Origin of the sequence: Yersinia canariae, from assembly GCF_009831415.1 — a bacterium.
Lineage (GTDB): Bacteria > Pseudomonadota > Gammaproteobacteria > Enterobacterales > Enterobacteriaceae > Yersinia > Yersinia canariae.
Genome location: NZ_CP043727.1, coordinates 3,622,361 through 3,649,246 on the forward strand (window position 1 = coordinate 3,622,361; position 26,886 = coordinate 3,649,246).

Sequence of the window (26,886 nt, forward strand, 5' to 3'; positions counted from 1 at the left end):
TCAGCGAATAATGCCGCGAGTCGAGCGAGCAAAGAAATCACTGAATGCTTGGACTGCCGGATGTTGCTCCGCCAATTCGGCAATTTCAGGTTTTACTTCATCCAGTGTCCGACCACTACGATACAATAATTTGTATGCATTACGGATAGCATGGAGTGATTCTTTGTCGAAACCACGGCGCTTCAACCCTTCGATATTGATACCAAATGGTGTCGCATGGTTACCTTGAGCGATGACAAAAGGAGGCACATCTTGAGCAACCCCAGAACAGCCGCCCACCATCACATGCGCACCAATCACGCAAAATTGGTGAACCGCTGTCATACCGCCAATAATGGCAAAATCGTCAATTTCTACATGACCACCCAACGTTGCATTATTCGCAAGAATACAACGATTGCCGATGATACAGTCATGGGCTATGTGGGCGTTGATCATCAGTAAATTATCGCTACCTACTTTCGTTAACCCCCCACCTTGCACTGTGCCACGGTGGATAGAAACGCTTTCACGGATACGGTTACGGTCACCAATCTCAACGCGAGTAGGTTCGCCAGCATATTTCAGATCCTGATTTGCTTCACCAATCGAAGCAAATTGATAAATCTGATTATCACAGCCGATTTTTGTTATTCCATTAACGACGACATGGGATTTCAGTTCCGTGCCAGCGCCGATTTCCACCTGGGATCCGACAAAGCAAAAGGGGCCAATATGAACACCAGCGCCAATAATTGCACCTTCTTCGACGATAGAACTTGGATGGATAACGGCGGTTTTGTCAATCACGTATCAGGACTCCTTAACTTCAGGTTTTGCAACTACTGCTGTTGCTGGTTTGCTACGAGCACACATCATTGTTGCTGTACAAACGATTTCACCATCGACTTTTGCAACACCCGTAAAACGGGTCAGACCACGGCGTTCTTTGACAAACTCAACTTCCATGATCATCTGATCGCCAGGCACTACCGGACGTTTAAAGCGTGCTTCATCAATACCAGCAAAATAATAAAGCTCACCTGGCTCAAGTTTGCCACGGCTCTTAAACGCCAAAATCCCGGTAGCCTGAGCCATCGCTTCTAATATCAGCACGCCAGGGAATATTGGCTTGCCAGGGAAATGGCCTTGGAAAAATGGCTCGTTGAAAGAGACGTTCTTCACTGCACGCAGAAATTTTCCTTCCTCAAAATCGAGGACGCGATCTACCAGCAAAAATGGAAAGCGGTGCGGGAGTAGATCCAAAATCTCTTCAATGTGCAGAGTATGAGTGTCAGTAGTCAAAATACTCTTCCTGTCTAAAACTGATGCTATCAACAACACGGCCTGCACAGCCCCAAAAGGGAGGCGTTAGGCAGGCCGCAAATTAGGAACTCTTTACACTTACTTTTGGCATCAGTTGCCAATAAGTTTGATTATTTGCTCAGAGTTTCGTGCTTAAGTGATTATTCTTTATCGATTTTGCGCTCAATAGCTTTTAAGCGTTTATTAATTCCATCAATATTCATCACTAAAGCAGCTGTTTTACGCCAAACTTTATTGGGTTGTAGCGGAATACCGGAGGAGTATAACCCAGGTTCAGTGATTGGACGCATCACCATTCCCATCCCGGTAATTGTGACTTTGTCACAAATCTCCATATGACCATTGATCACACTGGCACCGCCAATCATACAGTAGCGCCCAACTTTGAGGCTACCAGCCATGATAACACCACCTGCAACTGCGGTATTGTCGCCAATCACAACGTTATGTGCAATCTGACATTGATTATCAATGATGACGCCATTCCCAATAATCGTATTATCCAACGCACCACGGTCAATTGTTGTACAGGCACCAATCTCAACCCGATCGCCAATATGTACAGAACCAAGCTGTGGTATTTTTATCCAGTTACCGCGATCATTTGCATAGCCAAAACCATCTGCACCAATGACCGTACCGGATTGAATCAGGCAGTTTTGCCCAATTACAACTTCATGATAAACGGAAACATTGGCCCACAAACGGCTACCAGCACCAATATGAGTATTCTTACCGATAAAACAGCCAGCACCGATAACCACATTATCGCCCAGCACAACGCCGGACTCTATTACTGCATTTGCACCGACAGAAACGTTCTCTCCCACTATCGCCTGCGGAGAAATCACCGCACTTGGGGCAATATCCTGCGCGGGTTGAGGTGTGGTATCCATTATCTGCGCCATGCGCGCATAGGTTAAATAAGGGTTTTTAACCACCAAGGCCGCAGATTTACAAAAAGGTAAGTCAGCCTCAGTCAATACAACTGCACTTGCATTACAAGTCGCGAGTTGTTCCTGATAACGGCTGTTTGACAAAAACGTGATTTGCGAAGGCTCGGCAGAATGCATAGAAGCGATGCCGGTGATGACGAGATCGCCATCACCGTGCACCTGTGCATCCAACTGCTGGGCTAAATCAGCCAGTCGAATTGAAGGCATGTTTTATTTAACCTGTTTTAGCACATCAGCAGTGATATCTTTTGAAGGATCTGCATATGCCACAGCATTTGCATCAATCACTACATCATAACCACCTTTGCTGGCAACAGATTTAACAGCATCCTGAATACGGCTCAGGATTTTGTTACGCTCTTCCATCTGACGACGGCGATTATCTTGCTCAAAAGCCTGGGCTTTAGTAGAGAAAGTTTCACGCTGTTTCATTACGTCGTTTTCCAGCTTGGTACGATCACTGGCTTTCATGGTAGAACCATCACGTTGCAGTTTCTGCATTTTAGTCTGCAGATCGCGCTCCATTCCTTGCAATTCGGTTGCACGGCCTTTGAATTCATTTTCCAGCTGTTTAGCTACGGTTTCACGCGCAGGTAATTGTTGGAAAATGCTGGAAACGTTGACAATAGCAATTTTGTCTGCGGCTTGAACGCTGGCAGAAGCTGCCAATGCTAAACCAAGACCTGCGGCACACAACCACTTTTTCACTATAAACTCCTTACCATTACCCGTTTGTGTCAGAGACACCTTGAAGTGCACTTAATACAAAATAATACTAAAGACAGCGCCAGCCTAAGCCGACGCCACTTTAGGTTATTCAACTACCAGTGCTGTCTTTAAAATTCAGTACTACTTTGCCAATCAATTACCAAGTTTTACCAATGTTAAACTGGAATTGCTCTGACTTGTCGCCTTCGTAATCTTTAACCGGCTTAGCATATGAGAACACTAAAGGCCCCAATGGCGACATCCATTGTAGTGCTACACCGGCAGAAACACGAATATTGCTGGCTTTACTGTAATCAGGAATACCTGCGGCTCGTGTTTGTGCGGTATTTTCCCAATTGGTATCCCATACGGTACCCGAGTCAATAAAGACAGAAGTACGTACAGAGTTTGAGTATTTCTCGCTAATGAACGGCGTCGGTGTAATCAGTTCTATACTGGCCACCGCCATCGCGTTCCCCCCTACCGCATCGGTAGAGTTATTAACTGTAGCCCCATTATTGGCATAATACGCAGCTTTTGGACCGATGTTATTAGATCGGAAGCCACGAACAGAGCTAGAACCACCTGCATAGAAGTTTTCGTAGAATGGCATTTCTTTTGAACCAATACCGCCACCATAACCCAAGCGACCACGGCCCAAGAGCACCCACGAACGATCTTCATCTAATGGCTGGTATGCTGACGTATCGAATGTCACTTTGTAGAACTCATTATCTGAGCCTGGCACAGTCACTTTCGTATTCACCGATGATTTCACACCCGACGTTGGGAAGAAACCACGGTCAAGGTTGTTATATGTCCAACCCAGATTCAGCGTAAAGTCATCAGTAGTAAAGCCTTCGCGGCCAGTATAGCCTGGTCGTTGGCCTACTGAATCCAGATAGCGCCACATCGCGACTTGTGGTTCCATATCAGACAGGTCGTTATGGACATAACCTAAGCCAACACGCAATGAGTTATTTTCATTGATAGGGAAGCCTAAAGTACCGTCAACACCGTAGCTGCTGTTGGTATAACCGGACAGGTCTGCGTTATCAGCTTTAAAATCATTATAGAAGATACGACCGCCCAGACTTACACCATCAACAGTGAAGTAAGGGTCAGTTAAGGTAAATTCAGCATAGGTCTGATAATCATTTTTCGTGCCGTTAATACCGACAGTATTACCGGTACCCAACCAGTTATCTTGCTGCACACCGACCTGGAAGCTCACTCCACTTTCAGTACCGTAACCGATACCAAAGTTCAGACTACCGGTGTTTCGTTCCTTAACTTTATAAGTAACATCAACCTGATCAGCAGTTCCCGGGACTCGTTGAGTTTCAACATCAACAGTCTCGAAATAGCCTAAACGGTTCAAACGTTCTTTACCGGCTTCGACTTGATCATTACCCAGCCACGCACCTTCCATTTGACGCATTTCGCGGCGCAACACTGAGTCTTTACTGGTGTCGTTGCCTTCGAAACGGACATTACGGACATAGAAGCGATTACCCGCGTCTACATTGATATGCAGTTTGACTGTTTTATCAGCATCATTGATTTCCGGCTGAGATACGACACGTGGATAAGCATAACCATAACGGCCCAACATCTTCTTGATGTCTTCTTCCATGCGCGTAACTTTACTGCCGTTAAACAGTTCACCCGGCTCAATCTTCACCAGCTTATCTGCTTCAGATTGATGGCCCGCAAGATTACCGCTCACAACCACGCTGTTAAGCTTGTATTGGTCGCCTTCAGTAATGTTGATAGTGATGTAGATACCTTTTTTATCTGGCGTCAAACTCACTTGGGTTGAATCGATGTTAAATCGGGCATAACCTCGGTCCAAATAGAAGCTGCGCAAGGTTTCAAGGTCACCAGCCAGTTTCTGCTTCTGATATTTACGATCACCAACCACGTTCCACCACGGCACTTCATCACGCAATTGGAAACGTGAGATAAGCTCATCAGTTGTGAAACTGTGGTTACCTACGATGTTGATCTGCTGAATTTTTGCAGATACACCCTCGGTAAAGACCAATTTTAGATCGACGCGATTACGTGGCAATGGCGTAACGACAGCCTTCACTGAAGCGCTGTATTTACCCACACTGTAGTAGAAGTCTTCGAGTCCTTTTTCAATGTTGGATATAGTGGTACGGTCCAAGGCTTCGCCAACCCGGACGCCAGAGGCTTCCAGATTCTGCTTCAGCATGTCATCTTTCACCGCTTTATTACCGGAGAAAGTGATGCTGGCAATCGTTGGGCGTTCTTTGACTTGAACAATCAGCGTATCACCATCGCGCAGGACGCGAACGTCCTCAAAGTTGCCTGTAGCAAACAACGCACGAATAGTTTGACCGATGTCATCATCACTGACGGTATCGCCTACGCGAACCGGCATATTAAGTAACGCCGCACCGACGGCGACCCGTTGCAGGCCTTCGAAATGAATATCTTTCACTACGAACCCGTCTGCACCGTATACGGTGGCGCTGCCAAACAGCAGCGACGCTATGAGCAACTTTTTCATCGCCATCGTTGTTATGCGTTCTTCCTAACCTATCCCCTGCCGTTAAAGACGGGAGAAATCATTGAAAAGTGCAAGCCCCATTAATAACACCAGCAAAATAGAACCGATGCGATAACTGAAGTCTTGTACTCGCTCAGAAACCGGCCCACCTTTCAGCTTTTCTATCGCCAGGAAGAGCAGATGTCCACCATCTAACACCGGTAACGGGAACAAATTGATAATGCCCAAGTTGACACTGATCAGTGCCAAAAACATCAGGTAATACACCAACCCGTACTCAGCTGAAACCCCAGCACCTTGTGCAATAGATATCGGGCCACTCAAGTTATTCAGCTTTACATCACCAGTAATCAGTTTACCCAACATGTTTACCGTCAACCGCATCAACTGCCAGGTTTTATCCCCAGCTTGGTAGAGTGCAGTGAACGGGCCATATTGGCGAATCGTTTTATATTCATCCGGAAGCGGTATAACTTTCGGCACTACGCCCGCAAAACCCTCACTGCGGTTTTCTCCAACCGATTTTGTATCTGGTATCAAGGTTAAAGACAAGGGGGTACCGCCCCTTTCAATATCTAACACCAGCTTTTTACCGGGGTTATCTCGAACTTGTAAAACAAATGTTTGCCAACGATCGAGTAACTGACCATCAACTTTAACTATCCTATCCCCCGCTTGTAAACCCGCCTTTTGTGCCGCTGATCCTGGTTGGACTTCAGCTAAGACTGATTCAATCTGCGGGCCGCGCGGAATTATACCTAGCGCAACCACAGGGTCCTGTTTATCTGGCTCAAACTGCCACTGGCGCAAATCCAGTGTTTTTTGCACCACATTGGCAGAACCAAATGGAGCAACACCGACTTGTGTTTGCTTATCACCAATTTTACCGACTAAAGCCAAACGAACAGAATCCCAGTCAGGCGTTTCGATACCATCTACTGACTTAAGTTCCATTCCTGGAGAAATATTGGCTTGTGCAGCAATGGATTGTGGCGAAATATCACCCACAACAGGACGCACGCTTGGCACACCAATGATAAACACCAGCCAGTAAGCAATAATAGCAAAAAGGAAATTAGCAATAGGACCCGCGCTGACGATTGCCGCACGTTGTAAGACCGTTTTATTGTTAAAAGATTGATGGCGAAACTCTGGCGCAACAGCTTCTACGCGCTCATCCAACATTTTAACATAGCCGCCCAATGGGATAAGGGCGATAACATACTCGGTTCCCTGGCGATCAGTCCGGCGCCATAGCGCTTTACCAAAACCAATCGAGAAGCGCTCGACACGGACACCACAGCGCCGCGCCACCCAAAAGTGGCCGAACTCATGCACTGTAATTAAGATCCCCAGTGCGATAATGAACGCGGCCAGGCTCCAGAGTATGCTCATCATATTCCCTAAACTCCCCGTCATTGACGGATTAAAACACTAACAGCATTAAGCAGGCAAATACCGGCACAGCTGCGGTCAGGCTATCGATACGATCCAGTATCCCACCATGACCAGGAATCAAGTGACCACTGTCTTTGATTCCCGCTTCACGTTTAAACATACTTTCGGTCAAATCGCCGAGTACCGAGGCCAATGCTGCAACCACGGAACAGATTAACAGTTTTTCGGGGATGATATCCAACGGAGCATATCGACCAAACAACCATGATATCAGAGCTGATGTCAGTAAACCGCCAATTAATCCTTCCCATGTTTTACCCGGTGAGACTTTAGGCGCTAATTTATGTTTACCGAACAACTTACCGAACATGTAAGCGCCAGAATCGGCACCCCATACTAACAGCATCACGTACAGCAGCCACCAGGCACCGATATTATGGTCCTGATCATAACCATACTGGCGCAGTGCAACCATCCCCCAGAAGAATGGGACAATAGTTAGAATGCCGAAAATTATACGTAAGAGACGTGAATCGCGCCAGACCACCGCAGACCGAGGGTAAGTCAGCACCAACAGCAATGCTGCGACCCACCACCCCATAGAGAGCCAGAGAGGGACGCTCACTTGTGGAAGATGAACTGAATGCTGGTAGGCCGGAAGGCTAAGCAGCATTGAGACCAGTAAAAAACCACACAGTATGGCTAACCAAATACGCTGAGAACGACTGGCAAACCCGGCTAATTGACCCCACTCCCAAGCCGCAAGCATGCAGACAACAAGAGTGACAATAGCAAAACCAACCGGCGGAAGCAGGAACAGTGCACCAATGACAACCGGAATCAAAATCAAAGCAGTTATGAGACGATACTTCAGCAAAAGTTCCCCCTAGGATGCAGTGGCATCGATAGGTGTAGTTCCCCCGAAGCGACGCTCGCGTTGTGCAAATGCATTCAGCGCACCTTCAAAGACATGTTCATCAAAATCAGGCCAGAGTACATCAGTAAAGTAAAGTTCAGCATAGGCGATTTGCCACAACAAGAAATTACTGATGCGATGTTCACCACCGGTTCTGATCACTAAATCTACCTCAGATTGCTCATGCAGGCAGATATACGAGTTTAGCGATTCTTCACTGATATCTGTGGGTTGCAACTCGCCTCGCCGTACCTGCTCAGCTAAGTGACGCACTCCCTGAATAATATCCCAACGGCCACCATAATTGGCAGCAATGTTAAGTCTCAGACCGTCATTATTCGCTGTTAACTCTTCTGAGCGACGGATCCGTTGTTGTAAACGTTCACTAAATCGACTGATATCACCAATAACAGATAAACGAACATTATGTTTATGCAAGCTTTTTACTTCGCTGTCCAGCGCACGGACAAAAAGTTCCATTAATGCGGTGACTTCTTGAGCAGGGCGATTCCAGTTTTCACTGCTAAAAGCATAAAGCGTGAGCGCATCTAACTGGTGAGTAGCAGCAAAACTAACCGCCCTACGAACCGATTTCACTCCCGCTTTATGACCGAAAACCCTTAATTTACCCTGTTTTTTCGCCCAACGCCCATTGCCATCCATGATGATAGCAACATGGCGTGGAGTCAGGGGGGACAAGTTAGCCCTATCTTCATTTACAGACGACATAATGCAAACTCATTTCCTCAATAAATCAATTGTTCATCCCGAACATTAGGCAGTAAGCGCACAAAAAAAGCCGTGTACCAAGTCACGGCTTCTTAAGTGACAGCCAAAATAGACGGTTTAAATACCTATTGGGCCACTAATCAACAGTCTAGCTGTCCATTACGGTGCAGACTATATCATCTCAGCCTTGCCCTAACAAATTCCCGCGTCAGCCAATGAGGCTTTTAATTCTTCAATTTCGCGATGACTTGAGCTGCCATATCACGGGCTTTACGGTCAATCACCAACACCTCGTCCACACTAGCAGGCTCTGGTAGTGATAACTGATCCACTACAGTACGATTGATAACTGCAATATCAGTGAAACGAATTTTCGAATCCAAAAATGCCATAACAGATATTTCGTTAGCGGCATTCAGTGTTGTTGTTGCCGCTTGCCCTGCATTCGATGCATCAATAGCCAGTTTCAAGCATGGATAACGCTGATAATCCGGTTCGGCAAAAGTCAGTTCGCGTATGTTACAGAAATCCAACGGCGCCACTCCTGAACTCACCCGCAGTGGATATGCCATTGCATGCGCAATAGGTGTGCGCATATCTGGAGTACCCATTTGCGCTAATACGCTGCCATCATGGTAGCGCACCATCGAGTGAATCACAGATTGAGGATGTAAAATAACCTCCACCTGCTCTGCGCTAGCATTAAATAACCACCGCGCCTCAATATACTCTAGCCCTTTATTCATCATTGTCGCTGAATCGACAGAAATTTTACGCCCCATCGACCAATTTGGATGAGCACAAGCTTGGTCCGGAGTAACATCTGCAAATTGGGCTAATGGAGTTTCACGCAGTGGGCCACCAGAGCCAGTTAAAATAATGCGGGAAACACCATTATCACTCAGTGAAGAATAGCCTAATTGAGACTGAACCCGTTCAGGTAAACTCTGAAAAATAGCATTATGTTCGCTGTCGATAGGAAGCAGTTGAGCACGACTGTGCTTCACTTCATCCATAAAAAGCTTGCCACAGGTAATCAGTGACTCTTTGTTGGCCAGCAATACTTGTTTACCGGCGCGAATGGCCGCTAGCGTAGAAGGTAAACCCGCAACACCGACGATAGCCGCCATGACCTGATCAACATCATCTATAGCCGCCAATTCACACGCGGCTTTCTCGCCAGAATAGACTTCAGTTCTTGAACCGTTTTCGGCCAACAGCAAGCGCAATGCTTTAGCTGACGGTTCATCAGACATTGCGGCATAGCGGGGGGAAAACTCGAGACATTGGCGTGCCATCTGCTCAACATTGCGGCCAGCGACCAATGCGGTGATTTTGAATAATTCGGGATTAGCGCGCACAACACCCAGAGTGCTGTTGCCGATGGAGCCGGTAGAACCAAGAATAGTCAGTTGCTTCATGAGAGTGCTCTGAATAACTGTTTTATACCCATCAGACTTCAAGCTGCATGTACGTTGGCTGCTTTCGTTCACCCCAGTCACTTACCTGTGTAAGCTCTTGGGGATTCGCTCAATTGCCGCCTTCCTGCAACTCGAATTATTTTGGGTATTATGATAGGCGCGGCATCAATCTAATAAAATATTGAACCAGCTAAAAACAAAGCGCCACCTAAGCGACGCTCTGCTTGGTGAGTGAAGATTAGAAATCCATCAACTCAGCTTCTTTCGCAGCCAATGCTGCATCAACTTTCTTGATAAAGGCATCAGTCAGCTTTTGCACGTCATCTTGAGAGCGACGGTCTTCATCTTCGCTGATTTCTTTGTCTTTCAACAATGCTTTAACTTTGTCGTTAGCATCGCGGCGCACGTTACGAATTGAAACACGGCCCTGCTCTGCTTCCGCGCGAACAACTTTGATCAAGTCTTTACGACGCTCTTCCGTCAGTGGCGGCAGTGGAACACGGATAACGGTGCCAGCCGAAGACGGGTTCAGACCTAAATCTGAAGACATAATAGCTTTCTCAACTGCTGCACTAAGGCTACGGTCGAAAACAGTCAACGCCAGAGTACGGGAGTCTTCAACAACAACGTTGGCCACCTGACGCAGTGGTGTTGGCGTACCGTAGTACTCAACCTGGATGCCATCAAGGATACTTGGAGAAGCACGGCCGGTACGGATCTTGCTGATATGGTTCTGGAAGGCTTCGACGCATTTTTCCATGCGCACTTCGGTATCTTTTCTAATTTCGTTAATCACGTTGTGAACCCTTGGAAACTGGTTACTTGGCAGGCCATAACATAAGTATAGCCGGTGAATATACAAACCAACAGTTGCTGGCTAACGGGGCAAGCTCAGTATCTTCTCACCCCTGACGATACGGGCAGCCGCTTATTTAGCGATCGATGTGACTTCTTTGGTGATTAAAGTCCCTTCATTCTCACCCATCACTACGCGACGTAAAGCACCAGGTTTATTCATGTTAAAGACGCGAATAGGTAGATTATGGTCACGGGCTAAAGTGAAGGCAGCCAGATCCATCACTTTCAATTCACGCTCTAAAACGTCCTGATAGGTTAACTGTTCGTACAGTGTTGCATCAGGATTTTTCACCGGATCTGCAGAGTAAACCCCATCGACTTTTGTTGCTTTCAACACAACATCGGCTTCAATTTCGATACCGCGCAGACATGCCGCAGAATCCGTAGTGAAGAATGGGTTACCGGTACCCGCAGCAAAAATAACCACGCGGTTGTGGCGCAGCAGGCTGATTGCTTCAGCCCAACTGTAATTATCACACACACCATTAAGTGGAATGGCAGACATCAGGCGGGCGTTCACATAGGCACGGTGCAGTGCATCTCGCATTGCCAGGCCGTTCATTACGGTAGCCAGCATTCCCATGTGGTCGCCCACTACGCGGTTCATTCCAGCTTGTGCTAAACCGGCACCGCGGAATAAGTTACCACCGCCAATGACCACACCGACCTGAATGCCCAATTCGACCAGCTCTTTAACTTCTTGAGCCATGCGATCCAAAACGCTTGCGTCGATACCAAAACCTTCTGCGCCTTGCAGGGCTTCGCCACTAAGCTTAAGCAGGATACGCTGATATACGGGTTTTGCATTGGTTGCCATGGTGTTCTGTCCTAAGCAGCAGTAAAAATATTGGGGACTTGACCGTCATACATTCAGAGCAACAATAAGCGCTAAAAGTCTACGGACTAAATTCTAGATTGGATAAAATGGAACCGCCTGGTGGCGGCCCCATTTTTAGCATTAAGACTGTTTGCTCATTGCTGCAACTTCAGCAGCAAAGTCAGTCTCAACTTTCTCAATGCCTTCGCCCACTTCGAAGCGGATGAAGTTTACAACGTCAGCGTTGTGCTCTTTCAGCAAATCACCAACAGTTTTGCTTGGATCCATAACGAAGTTCTGACCAGTCAGAGAAACTTCGCCGGTGAACTTACGCATACGGCCTTCAACCATCTTCTCAGCAATTTCACGTGGCTTGCCGGATTCGATAGCAATGTCCAACTGGATTTGGTGCTCACGAGCAACAACTTCAGCAGGAACATCTTCTGGCTTAACGTATTCAGGCTTGCTTGCAGCAATGTGCATAGCAATGTGCTTAACCAGCTCTTCATCAGCACCAGTTGCCGCAACCATAACACCGATACGTGCGCCGTGCAGATAAGTACCCAGAACATCGCCTTCCAGAACAGCAACACGACGAATGTTGATGTTTTCACCGATTTTAGCAACCAGGTTAGCGCGTTGTTCTTCGAACTTAGCTTTCAGAGCGTCGATATCAGCGATTTTGTCAGCCAGAGCTGCGTTGATAACTTCTTCGCCGAATGCTTTGAAGCCAGCATCTTTAGCAACGAAGTCAGTTTCGCAGTTCAGTTCCAAAATCACACCAAATTTGTCGTCGGCTGAAACTTTAGCCAGGATGATACCTTCAGCAGCGATACGGCCTGCTTTCTTGGCAGCTTTAGCCTGACCAGATTTACGCATATTGTCGATGGCAAGCTCGATGTCGCCGTTAGCTTCAACCAACGCCTTTTTACATTCCATCATGCCTGCGGCAGTACGTTCACGCAGTTCTTTTACCAAAGCAGCGGTAATAGCAACCATTTCAATTTCCTCGGTTCTCTTGTGAAAACAAGATCTCACATTAGATACGCAAAGGGGGCCTATAAAAGGCCCCCTAACCAACATATTTCAATACCTGGTTAATAAGGGCTCACGACGAGCCTGACTTATTATTCAGCTTCTACGAAGCTTTCTTCCGCTTGAACGGCCAGATCTTGAGAACGACCTTCATTGACAGCAGTAGCAACAGCGCTCAGGTACAGTTTAACTGCACGGATTGCGTCATCGTTACCTGGGATGATGAAGTCAACGCCATCTGGATCGGAGTTAGTATCAACGATAGAGAATACCGGGATACCCAGGTTGTTAGCTTCTTTGATAGCGATGTGTTCGTGATCAGCATCAACAACGAACAGTGCGTCTGGTAAGCCGCCCATGTCTTTGATACCGCCCAGGCTGTTTTCCAGCTTGTTCAGTTCACGAGTACGCATCAGCGCTTCTTTTTTGGTCAGCTTGTCAAAGGTGCCGTCTTGAGACTGGATTTCCAAATCTTTCAAACGTTTGATGGACTGACGAACAGTTTTCCAGTTAGTCAGCATCCCGCCCAACCAGCGATGGTTCACGAAGAACTGGTCGCAGTTGTTGGCAGCGTCTTTTACCGCTTCGCTTGCTGCGCGTTTAGTACCAACGAACAAGATCTTACCTTTACGAGAAGAGATCTTTTTCAATTCAGCCAGAGCTTCGTTGAACAGTGGTACGGTCTTTTCCAGGTTGATGATGTGAACTTTGTTACGTGCGCCGAAGATGAAAGGCTTCATTTTCGGGTTCCAGTAACGGGTCTGGTGACCGAAGTGAACACCGGCCTGGAGCATGTCGCGCATGGAAACAGTTGCCATGATTAAAACCTCTATAGTATCAGTTGGGGTTATGCCTCCACGTGTCCCATAACGCCGACCCCATAAGTAATTGATAATAACCAAAAACTTTAGGGCACCCCGGCGTATGTGTCGACACGTGTGTGTTATTTACACATATGAGTGCGATTGGTATTGCTCGACTAAACAACGCTTTCTTACCAGGACATGTCCAAGAAGAGAGTGCGGTTCGCCGGCGCGCTTTATACCATAAACAGCCACAACACACCAACTTTTGTTGCATTTAGTGTCGTCACTGCAAACGAAAGTTTGGCAGCAAATTACAGGGCTGGTACCATTAGTGCAGATTTTTTATTAATCGATATTTACCTGCTCATTTCGACCTCTATGCCTCAGTTAAGGGCATAATTAATTAATGGCGGCTGAAACTCACAGCCCCTACGGACACTTTTGCATGGCAATCTCAATCAAAACACCTGAAGATATTCAAAAAATGCGCGTTGCTGGCCGCTTGGCTGCTGAAGTGCTGGAAATCATTGAACCTCACGTAAAACCTGGCGTCACCACCGGCGAGCTTGACCGAATTTGTCACGACCATATCACCAATCACCAGCAAGCTATCTCAGCGTGTCTCGGCTACCACGGTTTTCCAAAATCCGTTTGTATCTCGGTCAATGAAGTTATTTGTCACGGTATTCCGAGTGATGAGAAAGTGCTGAAAGATGGTGATATCGTGAATATCGACGTCACCGTGATTAAAGACGGCTTCCATGGCGATACGTCAAAAATGTTTATTGTCGGTAAGCCCACTATCCTTGGTGAGCGCTTGTGCCGAGTGACACAAGAAAGCCTGTATCTGGCCATCAAAATGGTTAAACCGGGCATCCGTCTGCGCACCTTGGGCAAAGAGATCCAGAAATTTGTAGAAGCAGAAAACTTCTCGGTAGTGCGTGAATATTGTGGTCACGGTATTGGTGAGGGTTTCCATGAAGAGCCGCAGGTTCTGCACTATGATGCTGATGACGGTGGTGTCGTGCTGCAAGCAGGAATGGCATTCACTATTGAACCGATGGTCAATGCTGGCGATTACCGCATCCGCACCATGAAAGACGGTTGGACAGTAAAAACTAAAGATCGCAGCTTGTCGGCGCAGTACGAGCATACTATTGTGGTAACTGATAACGGCTGCGAAATAATGACGTTGCGCAAGGATGACACTATCCCCAACATCATAACGCACGAGTAGTAATGACAAGCCGGCAGCCGCCGGCTTTTTTATGGGCTGCACTTTTTAGCAGGTCGACATTCATCAGGTAAACATATGGCTGACAATCACACCGAGCACTCTGTATCCCCCGCGGTAACGAAGGTCATTCCTGAGCAGCCCGCATCACCGGCTACCTACCTTGATAGTGAGCTTAATTGCCCAGAACTCAAACAACGATTGGAAACTTTCCAGTCCTGGTTGGCTGATGCATTCAATGCCGGAATCAGTGCGGAGACATTAATTGCTGCGCGCAGTGATTACATCGACCGTCTCTTACGGCGATTGTGGACATTCTATGGCTTTGATGATGTGGCAGAAACCGCGCTAGTTGCCGTCGGCGGTTATGGTCGTGGCGAGCTGCATCCGCTTTCAGATATTGATGTTCTGATTCTGTCCAAACAGCGGCTAAATGACGAGCATGCACAGCGAGTCGGCCAGTTGATCACATTATTATGGGATTTGAAGCTGGAAGTCGGTCATAGCGTACGAACGCTGGAAGAGTGTTTGCTGGAGGGGCTGGCCGACCTTACCGTTGCTACTAATATGATTGAATCTCGCCTCATTTGTGGCGATGTAGCCCTGTTTCTACAGATGCAAAAACACATTTTCAGCGAAAATTTCTGGCCATCCCCGAAGTTTTTCCATGCCAAAGTAGTTGAGCAACAAGAGCGGCATAAGCGCTACCACGGCACCAGCTATAATCTGGAACCGGACATCAAAAGCAGCCCCGGTGGATTAAGAGATATTCATACCTTACAGTGGGTTGCTCGCCGCCATTTTGGAGCCACCTCCTTAAGTGAGATGGTTGATTTTGGCTTTCTAACGAAAGCAGAGCGCAATGAACTGATTGAAAGCCAAAGTTTTTTGTGGCGCATCCGTTTTGCATTGCATTTAGTCCTAACCCGCTACGATAACCGTCTCCTATTTGACCGCCAACTGAGCGTTGCTCAGCTTTTGCAATATCAGGGCGAAGGTAATGAGCCGGTCGAACGCATGATGAAAGATTTTTATCGTATGACTCGACGGGTTAGCGAACTGAACAACATGCTGTTGCAGCTATTTGATGAAGCCATATTGGCGCTGGATGCCAATGAGAAACCACGGCCGCTGGATGATGAATTTCAGTTGCGTGGCGATTTAATCGATCTTCGTGATGAAAATCTCTTTGTTGAGAAACCTGAAGCCATTATGCGCATGTTTTATCTTATGGTGCGCAATCAGGACATCAAAGGCATTTACTCCACCACCGTGCGCCGCTTGCGCCATGCCCGCCGGCATCTGAAGCAGCCATTATGTAATATCCCTGAAGCACGCAAACTGTTTATGGCCATTTTACGCCACCCTGGTGCGGTTTCCCGAGCCTTGTTACCCATGCATCGCCACAGTGTTCTGTGGGCCTACATGCCGCAATGGGGCAGTATTGTCGGGCAAATGCAGTTTGACTTATTTCATGCCTATACCGTCGATGAGCACACTATCCGAGTGTTACTTAAACTCGAAAGTTTTGCCGATGAAACCACCCGCCCTCGCCATCCCCTTTGTGTTGAACTTTATCCGCGTTTACCTCAGCCTGAATTATTGCTGCTCGCGGCACTGTTCCACGATATCGCCAAAGGTCGGGGGGGTGACCATTCAATATTGGGCGCTCACGATGTGCTGGAATTTGCCGAGCAGCATGGATTGAACTCCCGCGAAGCTCAACTTGTTGCCTGGTTAGTCCGTTGCCATTTATTGATGTCAGTAACAGCTCAGCGTCGAGATATTCAAGACCCAGCGGTGATTCAACAATTTTCCGCAGAAGTGCAAAGTGAAACCCGCTTACGTTATTTGGTCAGCCTGACAGTCGCGGATATTTGTGCCACCAATGAGAATTTGTGGAACAGTTGGAAGCAAAGCCTATTGCGCGAACTTTATTTCGCCACAGAGAAACAGCTTCGCCGTGGTATGCAAAACAGCCCAGACTTACGCGAACGCGTTCGTCATCATCGGCTACAAGCGCTGGCATTATTGCGCATGGATAATATTGATGAAGAAGCGCTGCACCGCATCTGGAGCCGTTGTCGAGCAGATTACTTCCTGCGCCACTCGCCTAATCAATTGGCTTGGCATGCCCGGCATTTACTGGAACACGACTCAACAAAACCATTAGTGCTGGTTAGCCGTCAGGCAACGCGAGGGGGAACAGAAATCTTTATTTGGTGCCCTGACCGCCCATCCTTATTTGCCGCCGTTGTGGGCGAGTTGGATCGTCGAAACCTGAGTGTCCATGACGCACAGATTTTTACTAATCGAGATGGTATGGCGATGGATACTTTTATCGTGTTGGAGCCTGATGGCAGCCCATTGGCACAAGATAGGCACCCGATAATCATCCATGCGTTGCAGCAAGCGATGACCCGACAAAACTATCAACACCCACGAGTAAGACGCTTATCGCCCAAATTACGCCATTTCAGCGTACCCACTGAAACCAATTTCTTGCCAACACATAACGAACGCCGGACTTATCTGGAGCTCATTGCGCTGGACCAACCGGGCCTACTGGCACGCGTCGGTGATATTTTTGCAGATTTAGGGTTATCACTGCATAGTGCGCGAATCACCACGATCGGCGAACGGGTAGAGGATTTATTTGTATTAGCAGACAAAGATCGCCGTGCTTTAAGCATTGAAACTCGTCGTGAATTAGCACAACGGTTGACAGATACCCTCAATCCGAACGATAAACTGTGATACAAATACCTTTTTAGCGATTTATTTTCTTACAATCGACTACCCAACATCATTGGCGTTGTTGCTCACACCGCAGCAACGTCAATAGAAGGGTAAAACATCAGGAAAGAGAACAGGATGCAGCAACTACAGAACGTTATTGAAACCGCTTTCGAACGCCGTGCAGATATCACTCCGGCAAATGTCGACACCGTAACGCGCGAAGCGATTAATCATGTGATTGATCTGCTGGATACCGGCGCACTGCGTGTTGCAGAAAAGATTGACGGTCAGTGGGTCACTCATCAGTGGCTGAAAAAAGCCGTGCTGCTGTCTTTCCGCATCAATGACAATCAAGTCATGGAAGGCGCAGAAACGCGTTATTACGATAAAGTCCCGATGAAATTTGCAGGCTATGATGAAGCCCGTTTCCAACGTGAAGGGTTCCGTGTTGTGCCACCAGCAACTGTGCGCAAAGGCGCATTTATTGCACGTAATACCGTACTGATGCCTTCCTATGTCAATATCGGTGCTTTTGTTGATGAAGGCACCATGGTCGACACATGGGCAACGGTTGGTTCTTGCGCACAAATCGGTAAGAATGTTCACCTGTCTGGTGGCGTTGGCATTGGCGGCGTATTGGAACCCCTGCAAGCTAACCCAACCATTATCGAAGACAACTGTTTTGTCGGCGCACGTTCAGAAGTGGTTGAAGGGGTTATCGTTGAGGAAGGCTCGGTTATTTCTATGGGCGTATTCATCGGTCAAAGCACCCGTATTTATGACCGCGAAACCGGCGAAATCCATTATGGTCGTGTTCCTGCGGGTTCTGTCGTTGTTTCTGGCAATCTGCCATCGAAAGACGGTAGTTATAGCTTGTACTGCGCGGTTATCGTGAAAAAAGTGGATGCCAAGACCCGTGGGAAAGTCGGTATTAATGAGTTATTGCGCACCATCGACTAAGATTGAAGATAGCGGGCTAATCCCCGCTATTTTTTTGCCTTGTGAGTTAGTCACATTTTTTGGCGAAAATTACCGTCATAATCATAATCTGTGGAATATAAAACTAAAAGGTGGCGCTATGTATGACAATCTGAAAAGCTTAGGAATCACACAACCAGAAGATGTCGATCGCTATAGCCTGCGTCAGGAGGCCAATAACGACATTCTGAAAATTTACTTCCGCAAAGATAAAGGTGAATTTTTTGCCAAGAGTGTGAAGTTCAAATACCCACGCCAACGCAAAACTGTGGTTGCTGATAATGCGGGTCATGGTTATAAAGAAATCAATGAAATCAATCCGAATCTACGTTATGTCATTGATGAGCTTGATCAACTGTGCAAACGCGATCAGATTGAAGTTGATTTGAAGCGGAAGATTCTGGATGATTTACGTCATTTAGAAAGCGTTGTAGCCAATAAGATTGCTGAAATTGAATCTGACCTGGAAAAATTAACCAACGGCCGCTAAATCTGATTTTTGGTATCCTTGGCGTTATTGGCGTTGCAGGTGAGTAAACATCGCTCCCACCTGCAACTTCAAGAATAAAGGGGATATCACCTAATTAATTCGCGTTGAATTATGATAGGAATTTTACTGAAGCAAGCGGCCCCACTGCTCCACCCAAGAGGCAGAAACCACCTCAGGCTCAGGGTGTTCAATAGCATCAATTTCTAGCCTTTCGCCAATTCTCGTCGCCCCCTGCTCTTGCAACAATTCATCAAATGCGCGCCCGGCACCACAGAAATTATCATAACTGCTGTCACCCAACGCAATGACGCCATAGCGCAACTCTGGCTGGAACCCAACCTGATCACGCACCGCAACAAAGAGCGAAGCAATACTGTCCGGGAAATCACCCTGCCCGGTTGTCGAGGTGACCACCAGCGCATAATGCTGGCGATAATACTGCCAGGCCTCTAAGGACCCCTCATCGAACACTTTGACCTCGTGCCCTTGCTCTTTCAGTATGTTCTCGGCTTCTTCTGCAACTAACAATGCATTACCGTAAACTGTGCCGACAAAAATCCCGACCTGAGCCATAAAAATCATGTCCTTTTAACGAGAAAAATTACGCACCATCCTGACCCGCTATAGCCGGAAACTCAACCCTTTCAAGATTAGGGACAATGCCCAACCAACCAAAATGTGACATCAGCTGTTGCCAGGATTCATCCCAACGTGCAGTCAAGCTAAGGGGTTCTCCCGTCACAGGATGAGTAAGATGCAGATGGCTGGCATGAAGCATCAGCCGTGAGCAATCAAAATGCTCTGCAACCCCACGATTCTGACGCAGATCTCCGTGGGCGCTGTCACCAATAATCGGGTGGCGGATATGCGCCATATGCCGACGAAGCTGGTGCTTACGGCCTGTTTCTGGCTTGAGTTCCATTAAACTAAAACGCGCAGTGTCATAACGCCCAATAGCAATTGGCACTTCCACTTGAGCCAGGGCCTGATAATGAGTAACTGAAGGCTGAGGCGCTTTATCTGGCCGAGAAAATTTATCCGCAATTTTGTCTAGCTCTTCAGTCATTTCGTAATCAATAGTGCCACCTTCCAGCACATATCCACGAACGACAGCATGATACGTTTTTTGAATTTGATGCTGCTCGAATTGCAAAGACAGGGCCCGAGCCACATCACTGGAGAGCGCCATGAGCAACACACCAGATGTCGGGCGATCGAGGCGATGAACGGTATAGACATGCTTACCAATTTGGTCGCGTACCGTTTGCATCACAAATACAGTTTCGTTGCTATCTAACCAACTGCGATGAACAAGCCAGCCAGCCGGTTTATTGACCGCAACTATATGTTCGTCTTGATAGAGTATTTCCAGCATTAGTTATTTTCTTTATTTAGCAGGTCATCTAAACGCTGTAATTCTACCAGCAATACGGTGCAATCTGGCCGACCTTCACCACTGAGCGCCTCTTCAAAATAGGGAGTAATAGCGAAACGAGTGGGAAGCGGCCCTTTCGATTCCAGCAATGCATACATCCGAGGAATAAGTACCCATTGCAACCACTGTTCAGCCTCCATGGTATCAATGCTGAAAGGCTCATTACTTTCAAAAGCCTCAATTTGTGGCGAAACTGTTTGCCAGAGATCAATAGCCCGCATAGCAAGCTCGATATTCTGTAGGCTCTGGCGCACCTGATTTTCTGTATTCATGATTATGCTCTCAACCAAAAAACAACCATTCACCGGGCCGGTTCAACGGCGGCCAAGCATACCATTGAAGAAGAATATACCCAAACTCACACCCTGGATAACAGCGGCAAATTGAGCACAATACAGATAAAAAAAGGGGTACTGTTTTACCAGTACCCCTCTATTCGTTTTATAGCAATCCAGCTAAAAGTGATGCTCCCTGCTCAATCCTTGAAAACTTTTCCGTGCGGTTATCCTAACCAGCAATCCATCGCGTTGTCCTACACCATCCTGATGCCAATCCTGAAGTTATCCTAACCCACCAATCATCCTGGACTGGCTCTCAATCTCCATCCTGGAGGTGTCCTTTGTTTCATCCTGAAACATCCCTTCACTCATCCTAAGCAGTCCCTGTGTTCTTCATCCTGAAGTGGCACCATCCTGATACCGTCCTTCTCCACCAGATCCTATCCGGCGAGTAAAGGATCGCTTAATCGACAAAGAGAGACAAGGTACTGTAAGGCGAATGAGGGGGATGCTTTTATATATAAAAAAATGAATGTTTATAACAAAATGATTTTATTGAAGATAAATCTAACACAATAATTTCACATAAAAGGAATAGAAGTGATGTCTCACAGCCCGTGTGCGAGATCTCTCACACGGGCTGTGTTGGAATAGACAATAACTATTTCTTTATTCAGAAAATACTGGGCGCAATGCATCCAGAAAATGAGTAAGAGTCGATGCCAGTAATGTCCGTTTTCCGCTACCAAACTCTTCTAATACAACATTGCCACTGACATTACACAGCGAGGCCATGGTCATTTCGGAGTCTGTTGTCGCCAAAAACAGAGTCGGTGAGAGTTTCAGCCTTTTCTGGGTCACCAGATGACCAATGAGATTTTCCTGTAACCGGATAAAATCATCTTCACTCCAGACTTGCAGCAAGGTAAAGCGGTGATCACCTAAATCAGCTTTCATATCTCCGGCATATTGCTGGGTATAAAACTCATGAATATCTGGATGAAGCTGAATCTCCAATGCCCGTTCGATATTGGCAAGATTGGCGTCCGCGACAAAAGGCTGTGGCAACCAAAATACCTGACTATCCTGCGTTTCTATCGTACAAGGAGAAGGAACGCCATACAGCTCCTCACTGGCAGGCGGGCAACCGGTTTGCTGTTGCCATAAATCAATGTAGCGTTGAGTAAAACTCTTAAGTGCCGTTGAAACGTTTTGGTCCATTCTTTTTCTCTGCATCGCGGCGGCTTACGTGTACCAAGGTGAATATCGCCCTCACCTAGAAATACAGTTAAACGCGGCATTAATTGATAAACTATAGCTATTGTACCTTTCTCTTATCATGGGAACAGCATGTCTTCATATCAAGACCACCAAGCTCTGGCGCAACTGACGCTGGGCAAACCTACTGCGTATCGCGACCACTATGATGTAACCTTATTGCAGGCGGTACCACGGAGTATGAACCGCGAGCCTCTCGGGTTATATCCCGATAACCTGCCCTTTCATGGTGCGGACATCTGGACATTATATGAGCTTTCCTGGCTAAACAGCCATGGCTTGCCGCAGGTTGCCGTAGGCGAAATAAGCCTAAACTCCAATAGTATTAATCTCATTGAATCAAAGAGTTTTAAGCTTTACCTCAACAGCTTCAACCAAACTGCATTTACTAACTGGGAGAGTGTACGAACCACTTTGCAACAGGATTTATCCGCCTGTGCTCAAGGGGATGTCAGTGTCACGCTATACCGATTGGACGAATTGACACATCAACCCATTGCCAATTTCTCGGGGGAGTGTCTGGATGAACAAGATATCTGTATTGATAGCTATGAGTTCAGTGCCGACTACCTGCAAGGCGCTACAGGTAAAAATCACGTCGAAGAGAGTCTGGTTAGCCACTTACTTAAATCCAACTGTCTAATAACCCACCAACCCGATTGGGGCTCCGTCCAAATCAGCTACAGTGGCCCACAGATTAGCCGCGAAGCCTTACTGCGCTATCTGGTCTCTTTCCGCCATCATAATGAATTTCACGAGCAGTGTGTCGAACGTATTTTCAATGACATCATGCACTTCTGTCAGCCGGAAACACTGTCAGTTTATGCGCGCTATACCCGCCGTGGGGGGCTGGATATCAATCCATGGCGTTCTAACACTGATTTTGTGCCATCAACTGGCCGTCTGGCACGACAATAAATGCGGGCATATGCGCAACTTTATCACCAGTGGCGCGTTAGTATTGGCAAAAAGTAAGCGACGACGTTAAGGTTAATTATAGGTTTCTTATGCTATTTTCAGTATAAAAATCAGTAATAGATACTTAGTGGCCTCTCTGATATTCCACGGAAAAACAGAAAGCAGCACTCTGATACACGGGCACTACCACCCCTAGGGGTGTAAAGGAGTAACTTTGATTACACATGTCAGCCCACTCGGCTCAATGGATCTGTTATCACAGCTAGAAGTGGATATGCTCAAACGTACAGCCAGCAGTGACCTGTACCGTTTATTCCGTAATTGCTCATTGGCTGTTCTCAACTCAGGTAGCCTGACCGATAACAGCAAAGAGCTTTTATCTCGCTATGAAACCTTTGATATCAATGTGCTTCGCCGCGAGCGCGGTGTAAAACTCGAACTGGTGAATCCACCAGAGCATGCTTTTGTTGATGGTAAAATTATTCGCTCTTTGCAAGCAAACCTGTTTGCAGTCTTGCGTGACATTCTGTTTGTGAATGGTCAAATCGTAAACGCCGGGCGTTTCCAACATCTGAATATAGAAAGTTCCAGCCATTTGACCAATTTGGTCTTTTCAATTTTGCGTAATGCTCGCGCCCTACATCTTGATGAAGATCCAAATATGATTGTGTGCTGGGGCGGCCATTCAATCAATGAAACCGAATACTTATATGCCCGTAAAGTTGGCAGCCAATTGGGTTTACGTGAATTGAATATCTGCACCGGTTGTGGGCCGGGAGCCATGGAAGCGCCGATGAAAGGTGCCGCAGTGGGTCATGCCCAACAACGCTACAGACAAGGCCGCTTTATTGGTATGACCGAGCCGTCAATTATTGCAGCAGAGCCACCAAACCCGTTAGTCAATGAGCTGATTATCATGCCAGACATTGAAAAGCGGCTGGAAGCCTTCGTCCGTATCGCCCATGGCATCATTATTTTCCCTGGCGGCGTGGGGACGGCAGAAGAGTTACTCTACTTGTTAGGTATTCTGATGAACCCGCATAACAGTGAGCAGGTTTTACCCCTGATCCTGACGGGCCCTAAAGAGAGCGCAGATTACTTCAGAGTCGTGGACGAGTTCATCATGAACACTCTCGGTGATGAAGCGCGTAAATATTACCAGATAATTATTGATGACCCGGATGAAGTCGCCCGTCAGATGAAGAAAGCGATGCCATTGGTGAAAGAGAATCGCCGTAATACTGGTGATGCTTATAGCTTCAACTGGTCTATTCGTATTGAGCCTGATTTGCAGCATCCTTTCGAACCGACCCATGAGAATATGGCCAATCTGGACTTGTCCCATAATCAAGCACCAGAGAAACTGGCCGCTGCATTGCGTCGTGCTTTCTCTGGTATTGTGGCAGGAAATGTCAAAGAGGTGGGGATCCAGGCAATTGAAGCTCACGGGCCATTCAAATTGCACGGTGATCCATTACTGATGAAGCATATGGACCTGTTGTTACAGGGTTTTATCGCTCAATCCCGGATGAAGTTACCGGGCAGTGCTTATACACCTTGCTATGAAATCTGTAGTTAAAGAATAAATAATTGTCACTTGTCGCGCTGGTGCTAACTTCTGGCCAACGCGACCTGACAATTGTTTGAGCACCGCCAGGTTCGCTCTTTATAGCAAAAAAGGGGCGATAAAATAGCCCTTATGGGATAGGTTCTAAAACAGTCCATGCAAATCCACCTTCTTATCGTTGATGCCCTTAATCTGATTCGTCGCATTCACGCAGTGCAAGGTTCACCTTGTGTTAATGCTTGTCAGCATGGGTTACAACAGCTTATTTCACATAGTCAGCCAACACATGCAGTCGCCGTTTTTGATGAAGATGACCGCTCAGATAGCTGGCGTCATCAATGTCTGCCCGACTATAAAGCGGGCCGCTCACCGATGCCCGATAATCTGCAACAAGAAATGGCGCTTATCCGTGAAGCATTCCATTCATTGGGGGTGAGTTGCTGGAGTTCACCAGGCAATGAAGCTGATGATCTTGCGGCTACGTTGGCAATAAAAATTGGTGGGGCGGGGCATCAGGTCACCATTGTTTCAACCGACAAAGGTTATTGCCAACTGTTAGCACCGAATGTACAGATTCGTGATTACTTCCAAAAACGCTGGTTGGACATGCCGTTCGTAAAGCAAGAATTTGGCGTGTTACCGCATCAATTACCTGACTACTGGGGGCTTGCCGGCATCAGCAGCAGTAAAATTCCAGGTGTCGCGGGTATTGGCGCAAAAACCGCTGCGCTGTTACTGCAACAAGCCAGCAGCTTGGAAGAACTCTATCAGAATCTAGATTCAGTACCGGAGAAGTGGCGCAAAAAGTTGCAACAACATCAGGAAGTGGCCTTTATTTGCAAAAAAATAGCAACGCTGAAAACTGATTTGCAATTAACTGGCAATTTGCAGCAACTACGTTTAAGTCAATGACAGCAGTATAAAAAACTAAGGGGCCCATCGGCCCCTTGCGTATATATCACCAAATATTAAAAACGCTCATCACGGCGGCCGGGTACACCAGACCAAATACGCCGTACATGCACAGTGACTTCTTCACGGTCATGGTAAAGCTGCTTGGCCTGAATGTGGGCATTGATACCATTCTCTTTTAGCTGCTCATTAATCATTTCCAGATTCTCCGAAACAACTTCAAAACGTTTTTTCATTGGCAACTTCAGGTTGAAAATCGCCTCACGGCACCAACCATTGACCAACCATTTGATAATAAGTTGGGTGACTTTAGCCGGTTTTTCTACCATATCGCACACCAGCCAATAAATATTACTGCGCGTTGGCTCATATTTAAAACCGTCCACACGATGATGCGTAACCTGCCCTGTATCCATCAAGCTTTGCGCCATCAAGCCGTTATCAACGGCCTGAATCATCATACTGCGTTGCACTAATTGATAAGTCCAACCGCCGGGGCAAGCGCCTAAATCAACAGCATGCATACCACTGGCTAAACGTTCTTCCCATTCATCCGCCGGGATAAACACATGGAAAGCTTCTTCCAGTTTTAAAGTCGAGCGGCTTGGCGCATCAGATGGGAACTTAAGACGCGGGATCCCCATATAGAACGGGGAGTTATTGTTGCTGTAAGAATAACCCACATAACAGCAGCCCGATGCAATAAAGAACACATGCACCACTGGCCGGTGTGCGTTCTCACGAGCAGACAGAATTTTTTGTTCACGCATTGCGCTACGCAGCGGCACTGTTAACTTACGGCAAAACTTAAGTAACTCTTTGCTTTCATTGGTATCAGCAACTTCAACCCGCAGCTCACCGGCTTTTTCGACAACACCAACTAACATGCCAACAATAGGAGAGACGCGATCTTCCGGTGGTAAATCCTTCAATAACTCACCCACAACCATCATCTGGCGAGCAAAAATCAATTCACGGAATGGCACTTCACGAATTAAACGGTCCGCATCTTCCAACTGATAACACTCAAACAGCACATAACCACTGTTTTCTTTCACCCGCGCAAAACCAAAGATTTCAAGCTGTGCTGCTTTGGCGGTAATTTCCGCCGCACACTCTTTTTCAAAGCCAGAGCGGCAATATAAAGCAATTTTATTATTCATGGCGTTCTGCCCTTTTTCTTAGACGCAGCGCGCCAATCAACATCAAAACCCATCCCGCCAGAAAACATACTCCGCCCACTGGCGTGATATATACCCACAATTTCAGGTGTGATAGAGCCAGACAGTATAAACTGCCACTAAAGAGTAGTGTTCCAAGCGCTAACAAGGCCCCACTCCAGTAAAACCAAATACTTATCTGCCGTTGCATTGCAACAGCAAGTGCCAGAATTGCCAATGTATGGAACCCCTGATACTCAAGCCCGGTACGAATCCAAGCCATTTCATTCGGCCCTAAAGAGGCGCTCAATACGTGCGCCCCAAAGGCGCCAAAAGCAACATAGAAAAAACCGCTCAGGGCGGCAAATATCAGCATTAAACGACCATTCATCGCCATTAACCTTAAATT

General features: G+C 47.0%; 26 protein-coding genes. 7 read left to right on the top strand and 19 right to left on the bottom strand.

Features of this window, described 5'->3' with window-relative positions; genetic code table 11:
* From lpxA to rpsB, 13 genes are all read right to left on the bottom strand, one after another.
* Nucleotides 1-789, bottom strand: coding sequence for an acyl-ACP--UDP-N-acetylglucosamine O-acyltransferase (lpxA, locus tag F0T03_RS16700; RefSeq protein ID WP_145555951.1), 789 nt, complete (start codon nt 787-789; stop codon nt 1-3).
* A 3-nt stretch (nt 790-792) separates the two neighbouring features.
* A complete protein-coding gene (gene fabZ / locus F0T03_RS16705) occupies nt 793-1,284 on the bottom strand; it encodes a 3-hydroxyacyl-ACP dehydratase FabZ (protein ID WP_145555952.1) in 492 nt (163 codons plus the stop codon).
* 161 nt (nt 1,285-1,445) lie between these two features.
* A complete protein-coding gene (gene lpxD / locus F0T03_RS16710) occupies nt 1,446-2,468 on the bottom strand; it encodes a UDP-3-O-(3-hydroxymyristoyl)glucosamine N-acyltransferase (protein WP_159679569.1) in 1,023 nt (340 codons plus the stop codon).
* 3 nt (nt 2,469-2,471) lie between these two features.
* Nucleotides 2,472-2,969: a molecular chaperone Skp gene (gene skp, locus F0T03_RS16715; RefSeq protein WP_011816966.1), complete on the bottom strand. Its 498-nt coding sequence runs from the start codon at nt 2,967-2,969 to the stop codon at nt 2,472-2,474.
* Between the two features lie 157 nt (nt 2,970-3,126).
* Entirely contained in the window at nt 3,127-5,514 is a 2,388-nt protein-coding gene (gene bamA / locus F0T03_RS16720; protein ID WP_145555954.1) for an outer membrane protein assembly factor BamA, read from the bottom strand.
* Between the two features lie 36 nt (nt 5,515-5,550).
* Nucleotides 5,551-6,906, bottom strand: coding sequence for a sigma E protease regulator RseP (gene rseP / locus F0T03_RS16725; protein WP_145555955.1), 1,356 nt, complete (start codon nt 6,904-6,906; stop codon nt 5,551-5,553).
* 28 nt (nt 6,907-6,934) lie between these two features.
* Nucleotides 6,935-7,783 carry a phosphatidate cytidylyltransferase gene (gene cdsA / locus F0T03_RS16730; RefSeq protein ID WP_145555956.1) on the bottom strand — a complete coding sequence of 283 codons (849 nt, stop codon included), beginning with the start codon at nt 7,781-7,783 and terminating at the stop codon, nt 6,935-6,937.
* Between the two features lie 9 nt (nt 7,784-7,792).
* A complete protein-coding gene (gene ispU / locus F0T03_RS16735) occupies nt 7,793-8,551 on the bottom strand; it encodes a (2E,6E)-farnesyl-diphosphate-specific ditrans,polycis-undecaprenyl-diphosphate synthase (protein ID WP_145555957.1) in 759 nt (252 codons plus the stop codon).
* A gap of 224 nt (nt 8,552-8,775) precedes the next feature.
* Nucleotides 8,776-9,972: a 1-deoxy-D-xylulose-5-phosphate reductoisomerase gene (gene ispC, locus F0T03_RS16740; protein ID WP_145555958.1), complete on the bottom strand. Its 1,197-nt coding sequence runs from the start codon at nt 9,970-9,972 to the stop codon at nt 8,776-8,778.
* A 238-nt stretch (nt 9,973-10,210) separates the two neighbouring features.
* On the bottom strand, nt 10,211-10,768 hold the full coding sequence (frr, locus tag F0T03_RS16745) for a ribosome recycling factor (RefSeq protein ID WP_145555959.1): 558 nt from the start codon (nt 10,766-10,768) through the stop codon (nt 10,211-10,213).
* 132 nt (nt 10,769-10,900) lie between these two features.
* Entirely contained in the window at nt 10,901-11,647 is a 747-nt protein-coding gene (pyrH, locus tag F0T03_RS16750) for a UMP kinase (protein WP_005185746.1), read from the bottom strand.
* A 141-nt stretch (nt 11,648-11,788) separates the two neighbouring features.
* Nucleotides 11,789-12,646, bottom strand: a complete 858-nt coding sequence (gene tsf / locus F0T03_RS16755) for a translation elongation factor Ts (RefSeq protein WP_145555960.1) — start codon at nt 12,644-12,646, stop codon at nt 11,789-11,791.
* A gap of 128 nt (nt 12,647-12,774) precedes the next feature.
* The gene (rpsB, locus tag F0T03_RS16760) at nt 12,775-13,500 is read right to left on the bottom strand and encodes a 30S ribosomal protein S2 (RefSeq protein ID WP_004715071.1); all 726 of its coding nucleotides are present in this window, start codon (nt 13,498-13,500) and stop codon (nt 12,775-12,777) included.
* A gap of 433 nt (nt 13,501-13,933) precedes the next feature.
* On the opposite strand from rpsB, the gene map reads away from it, so the two are divergent.
* From map to F0T03_RS16780, 4 genes are all read left to right on the top strand, one after another.
* Nucleotides 13,934-14,725 (top strand): type I methionyl aminopeptidase, encoded by a 792-nt coding sequence (gene map, locus F0T03_RS16765; RefSeq protein WP_050078629.1) that lies wholly within the window; start codon nt 13,934-13,936, stop codon nt 14,723-14,725.
* A gap of 75 nt (nt 14,726-14,800) precedes the next feature.
* A complete protein-coding gene (glnD, locus tag F0T03_RS16770) occupies nt 14,801-17,479 on the top strand; it encodes a bifunctional uridylyltransferase/uridylyl-removing protein GlnD (protein WP_145555961.1) in 2,679 nt (892 codons plus the stop codon).
* A gap of 117 nt (nt 17,480-17,596) precedes the next feature.
* On the top strand, nt 17,597-18,421 hold the full coding sequence (gene dapD / locus F0T03_RS16775; RefSeq protein WP_004391708.1) for a 2,3,4,5-tetrahydropyridine-2,6-dicarboxylate N-succinyltransferase: 825 nt from the start codon (nt 17,597-17,599) through the stop codon (nt 18,419-18,421).
* A gap of 118 nt (nt 18,422-18,539) precedes the next feature.
* Nucleotides 18,540-18,929 carry a DUF3461 family protein gene (locus F0T03_RS16780; protein ID WP_145555962.1) on the top strand — a complete coding sequence of 130 codons (390 nt, stop codon included), beginning with the start codon at nt 18,540-18,542 and terminating at the stop codon, nt 18,927-18,929.
* Nucleotides 18,930-19,052: 123 nt separating this feature from the next.
* On the opposite strand, the gene F0T03_RS16785 is transcribed toward F0T03_RS16780, so the two are convergent.
* The 4 genes from F0T03_RS16785 to syd all read right to left on the bottom strand — a co-directional run bounded on the left by F0T03_RS16785 (nt 19,053) and on the right by syd (nt 21,863).
* Nucleotides 19,053-19,502 (bottom strand): flavodoxin, encoded by a 450-nt coding sequence (locus F0T03_RS16785; RefSeq protein WP_145555963.1) that lies wholly within the window; start codon nt 19,500-19,502, stop codon nt 19,053-19,055.
* Between the two features lie 28 nt (nt 19,503-19,530).
* Nucleotides 19,531-20,304, bottom strand: a complete 774-nt coding sequence (gene truC, locus F0T03_RS16790) for a tRNA pseudouridine(65) synthase TruC (RefSeq protein ID WP_159679571.1) — start codon at nt 20,302-20,304, stop codon at nt 19,531-19,533.
* Entirely contained in the window at nt 20,304-20,636 is a 333-nt protein-coding gene (locus tag F0T03_RS16795; RefSeq protein WP_159679573.1) for a YqcC family protein, read from the bottom strand. The genes truC and F0T03_RS16795 overlap by 1 nt, the downstream gene beginning before the upstream one ends.
* 675 nt (nt 20,637-21,311) lie before the next feature.
* Entirely contained in the window at nt 21,312-21,863 is a 552-nt protein-coding gene (syd, locus tag F0T03_RS16800) for a SecY-interacting protein (RefSeq protein WP_159679575.1), read from the bottom strand.
* A 129-nt stretch (nt 21,864-21,992) separates the two neighbouring features.
* Here syd and queF point away from each other — a divergent pair, with 129 nt between their 5' ends.
* The 3 genes from queF (at nt 21,993) to xni (ending at nt 25,317) form a co-directional block, all read left to right on the top strand.
* On the top strand, nt 21,993-22,838 hold the full coding sequence (gene queF / locus F0T03_RS16805; RefSeq protein WP_159679577.1) for an NADPH-dependent 7-cyano-7-deazaguanine reductase QueF: 846 nt from the start codon (nt 21,993-21,995) through the stop codon (nt 22,836-22,838).
* Between the two features lie 214 nt (nt 22,839-23,052).
* Entirely contained in the window at nt 23,053-24,417 is a 1,365-nt protein-coding gene (ppnN, locus tag F0T03_RS16810; protein WP_145555968.1) for a nucleotide 5'-monophosphate nucleosidase PpnN, read from the top strand.
* Nucleotides 24,418-24,561: 144 nt separating this feature from the next.
* The gene (gene xni / locus F0T03_RS16815; RefSeq protein WP_159679579.1) at nt 24,562-25,317 is read left to right on the top strand and encodes a flap endonuclease Xni; all 756 of its coding nucleotides are present in this window, start codon (nt 24,562-24,564) and stop codon (nt 25,315-25,317) included.
* 56 nt (nt 25,318-25,373) lie between these two features.
* On the opposite strand, the gene rlmM is transcribed toward xni, so the two are convergent.
* Nucleotides 25,374-26,480 carry a 23S rRNA (cytidine(2498)-2'-O)-methyltransferase RlmM gene (rlmM, locus tag F0T03_RS16820; protein ID WP_145555970.1) on the bottom strand — a complete coding sequence of 369 codons (1,107 nt, stop codon included), beginning with the start codon at nt 26,478-26,480 and terminating at the stop codon, nt 25,374-25,376.
* Entirely contained in the window at nt 26,473-26,868 is a 396-nt protein-coding gene (locus F0T03_RS16825; RefSeq protein ID WP_159679582.1) for a DUF423 domain-containing protein, read from the bottom strand. The genes rlmM and F0T03_RS16825 overlap by 8 nt, the downstream gene beginning before the upstream one ends.
* Nucleotides 26,869-26,886 lie beyond the last annotated feature (18 nt).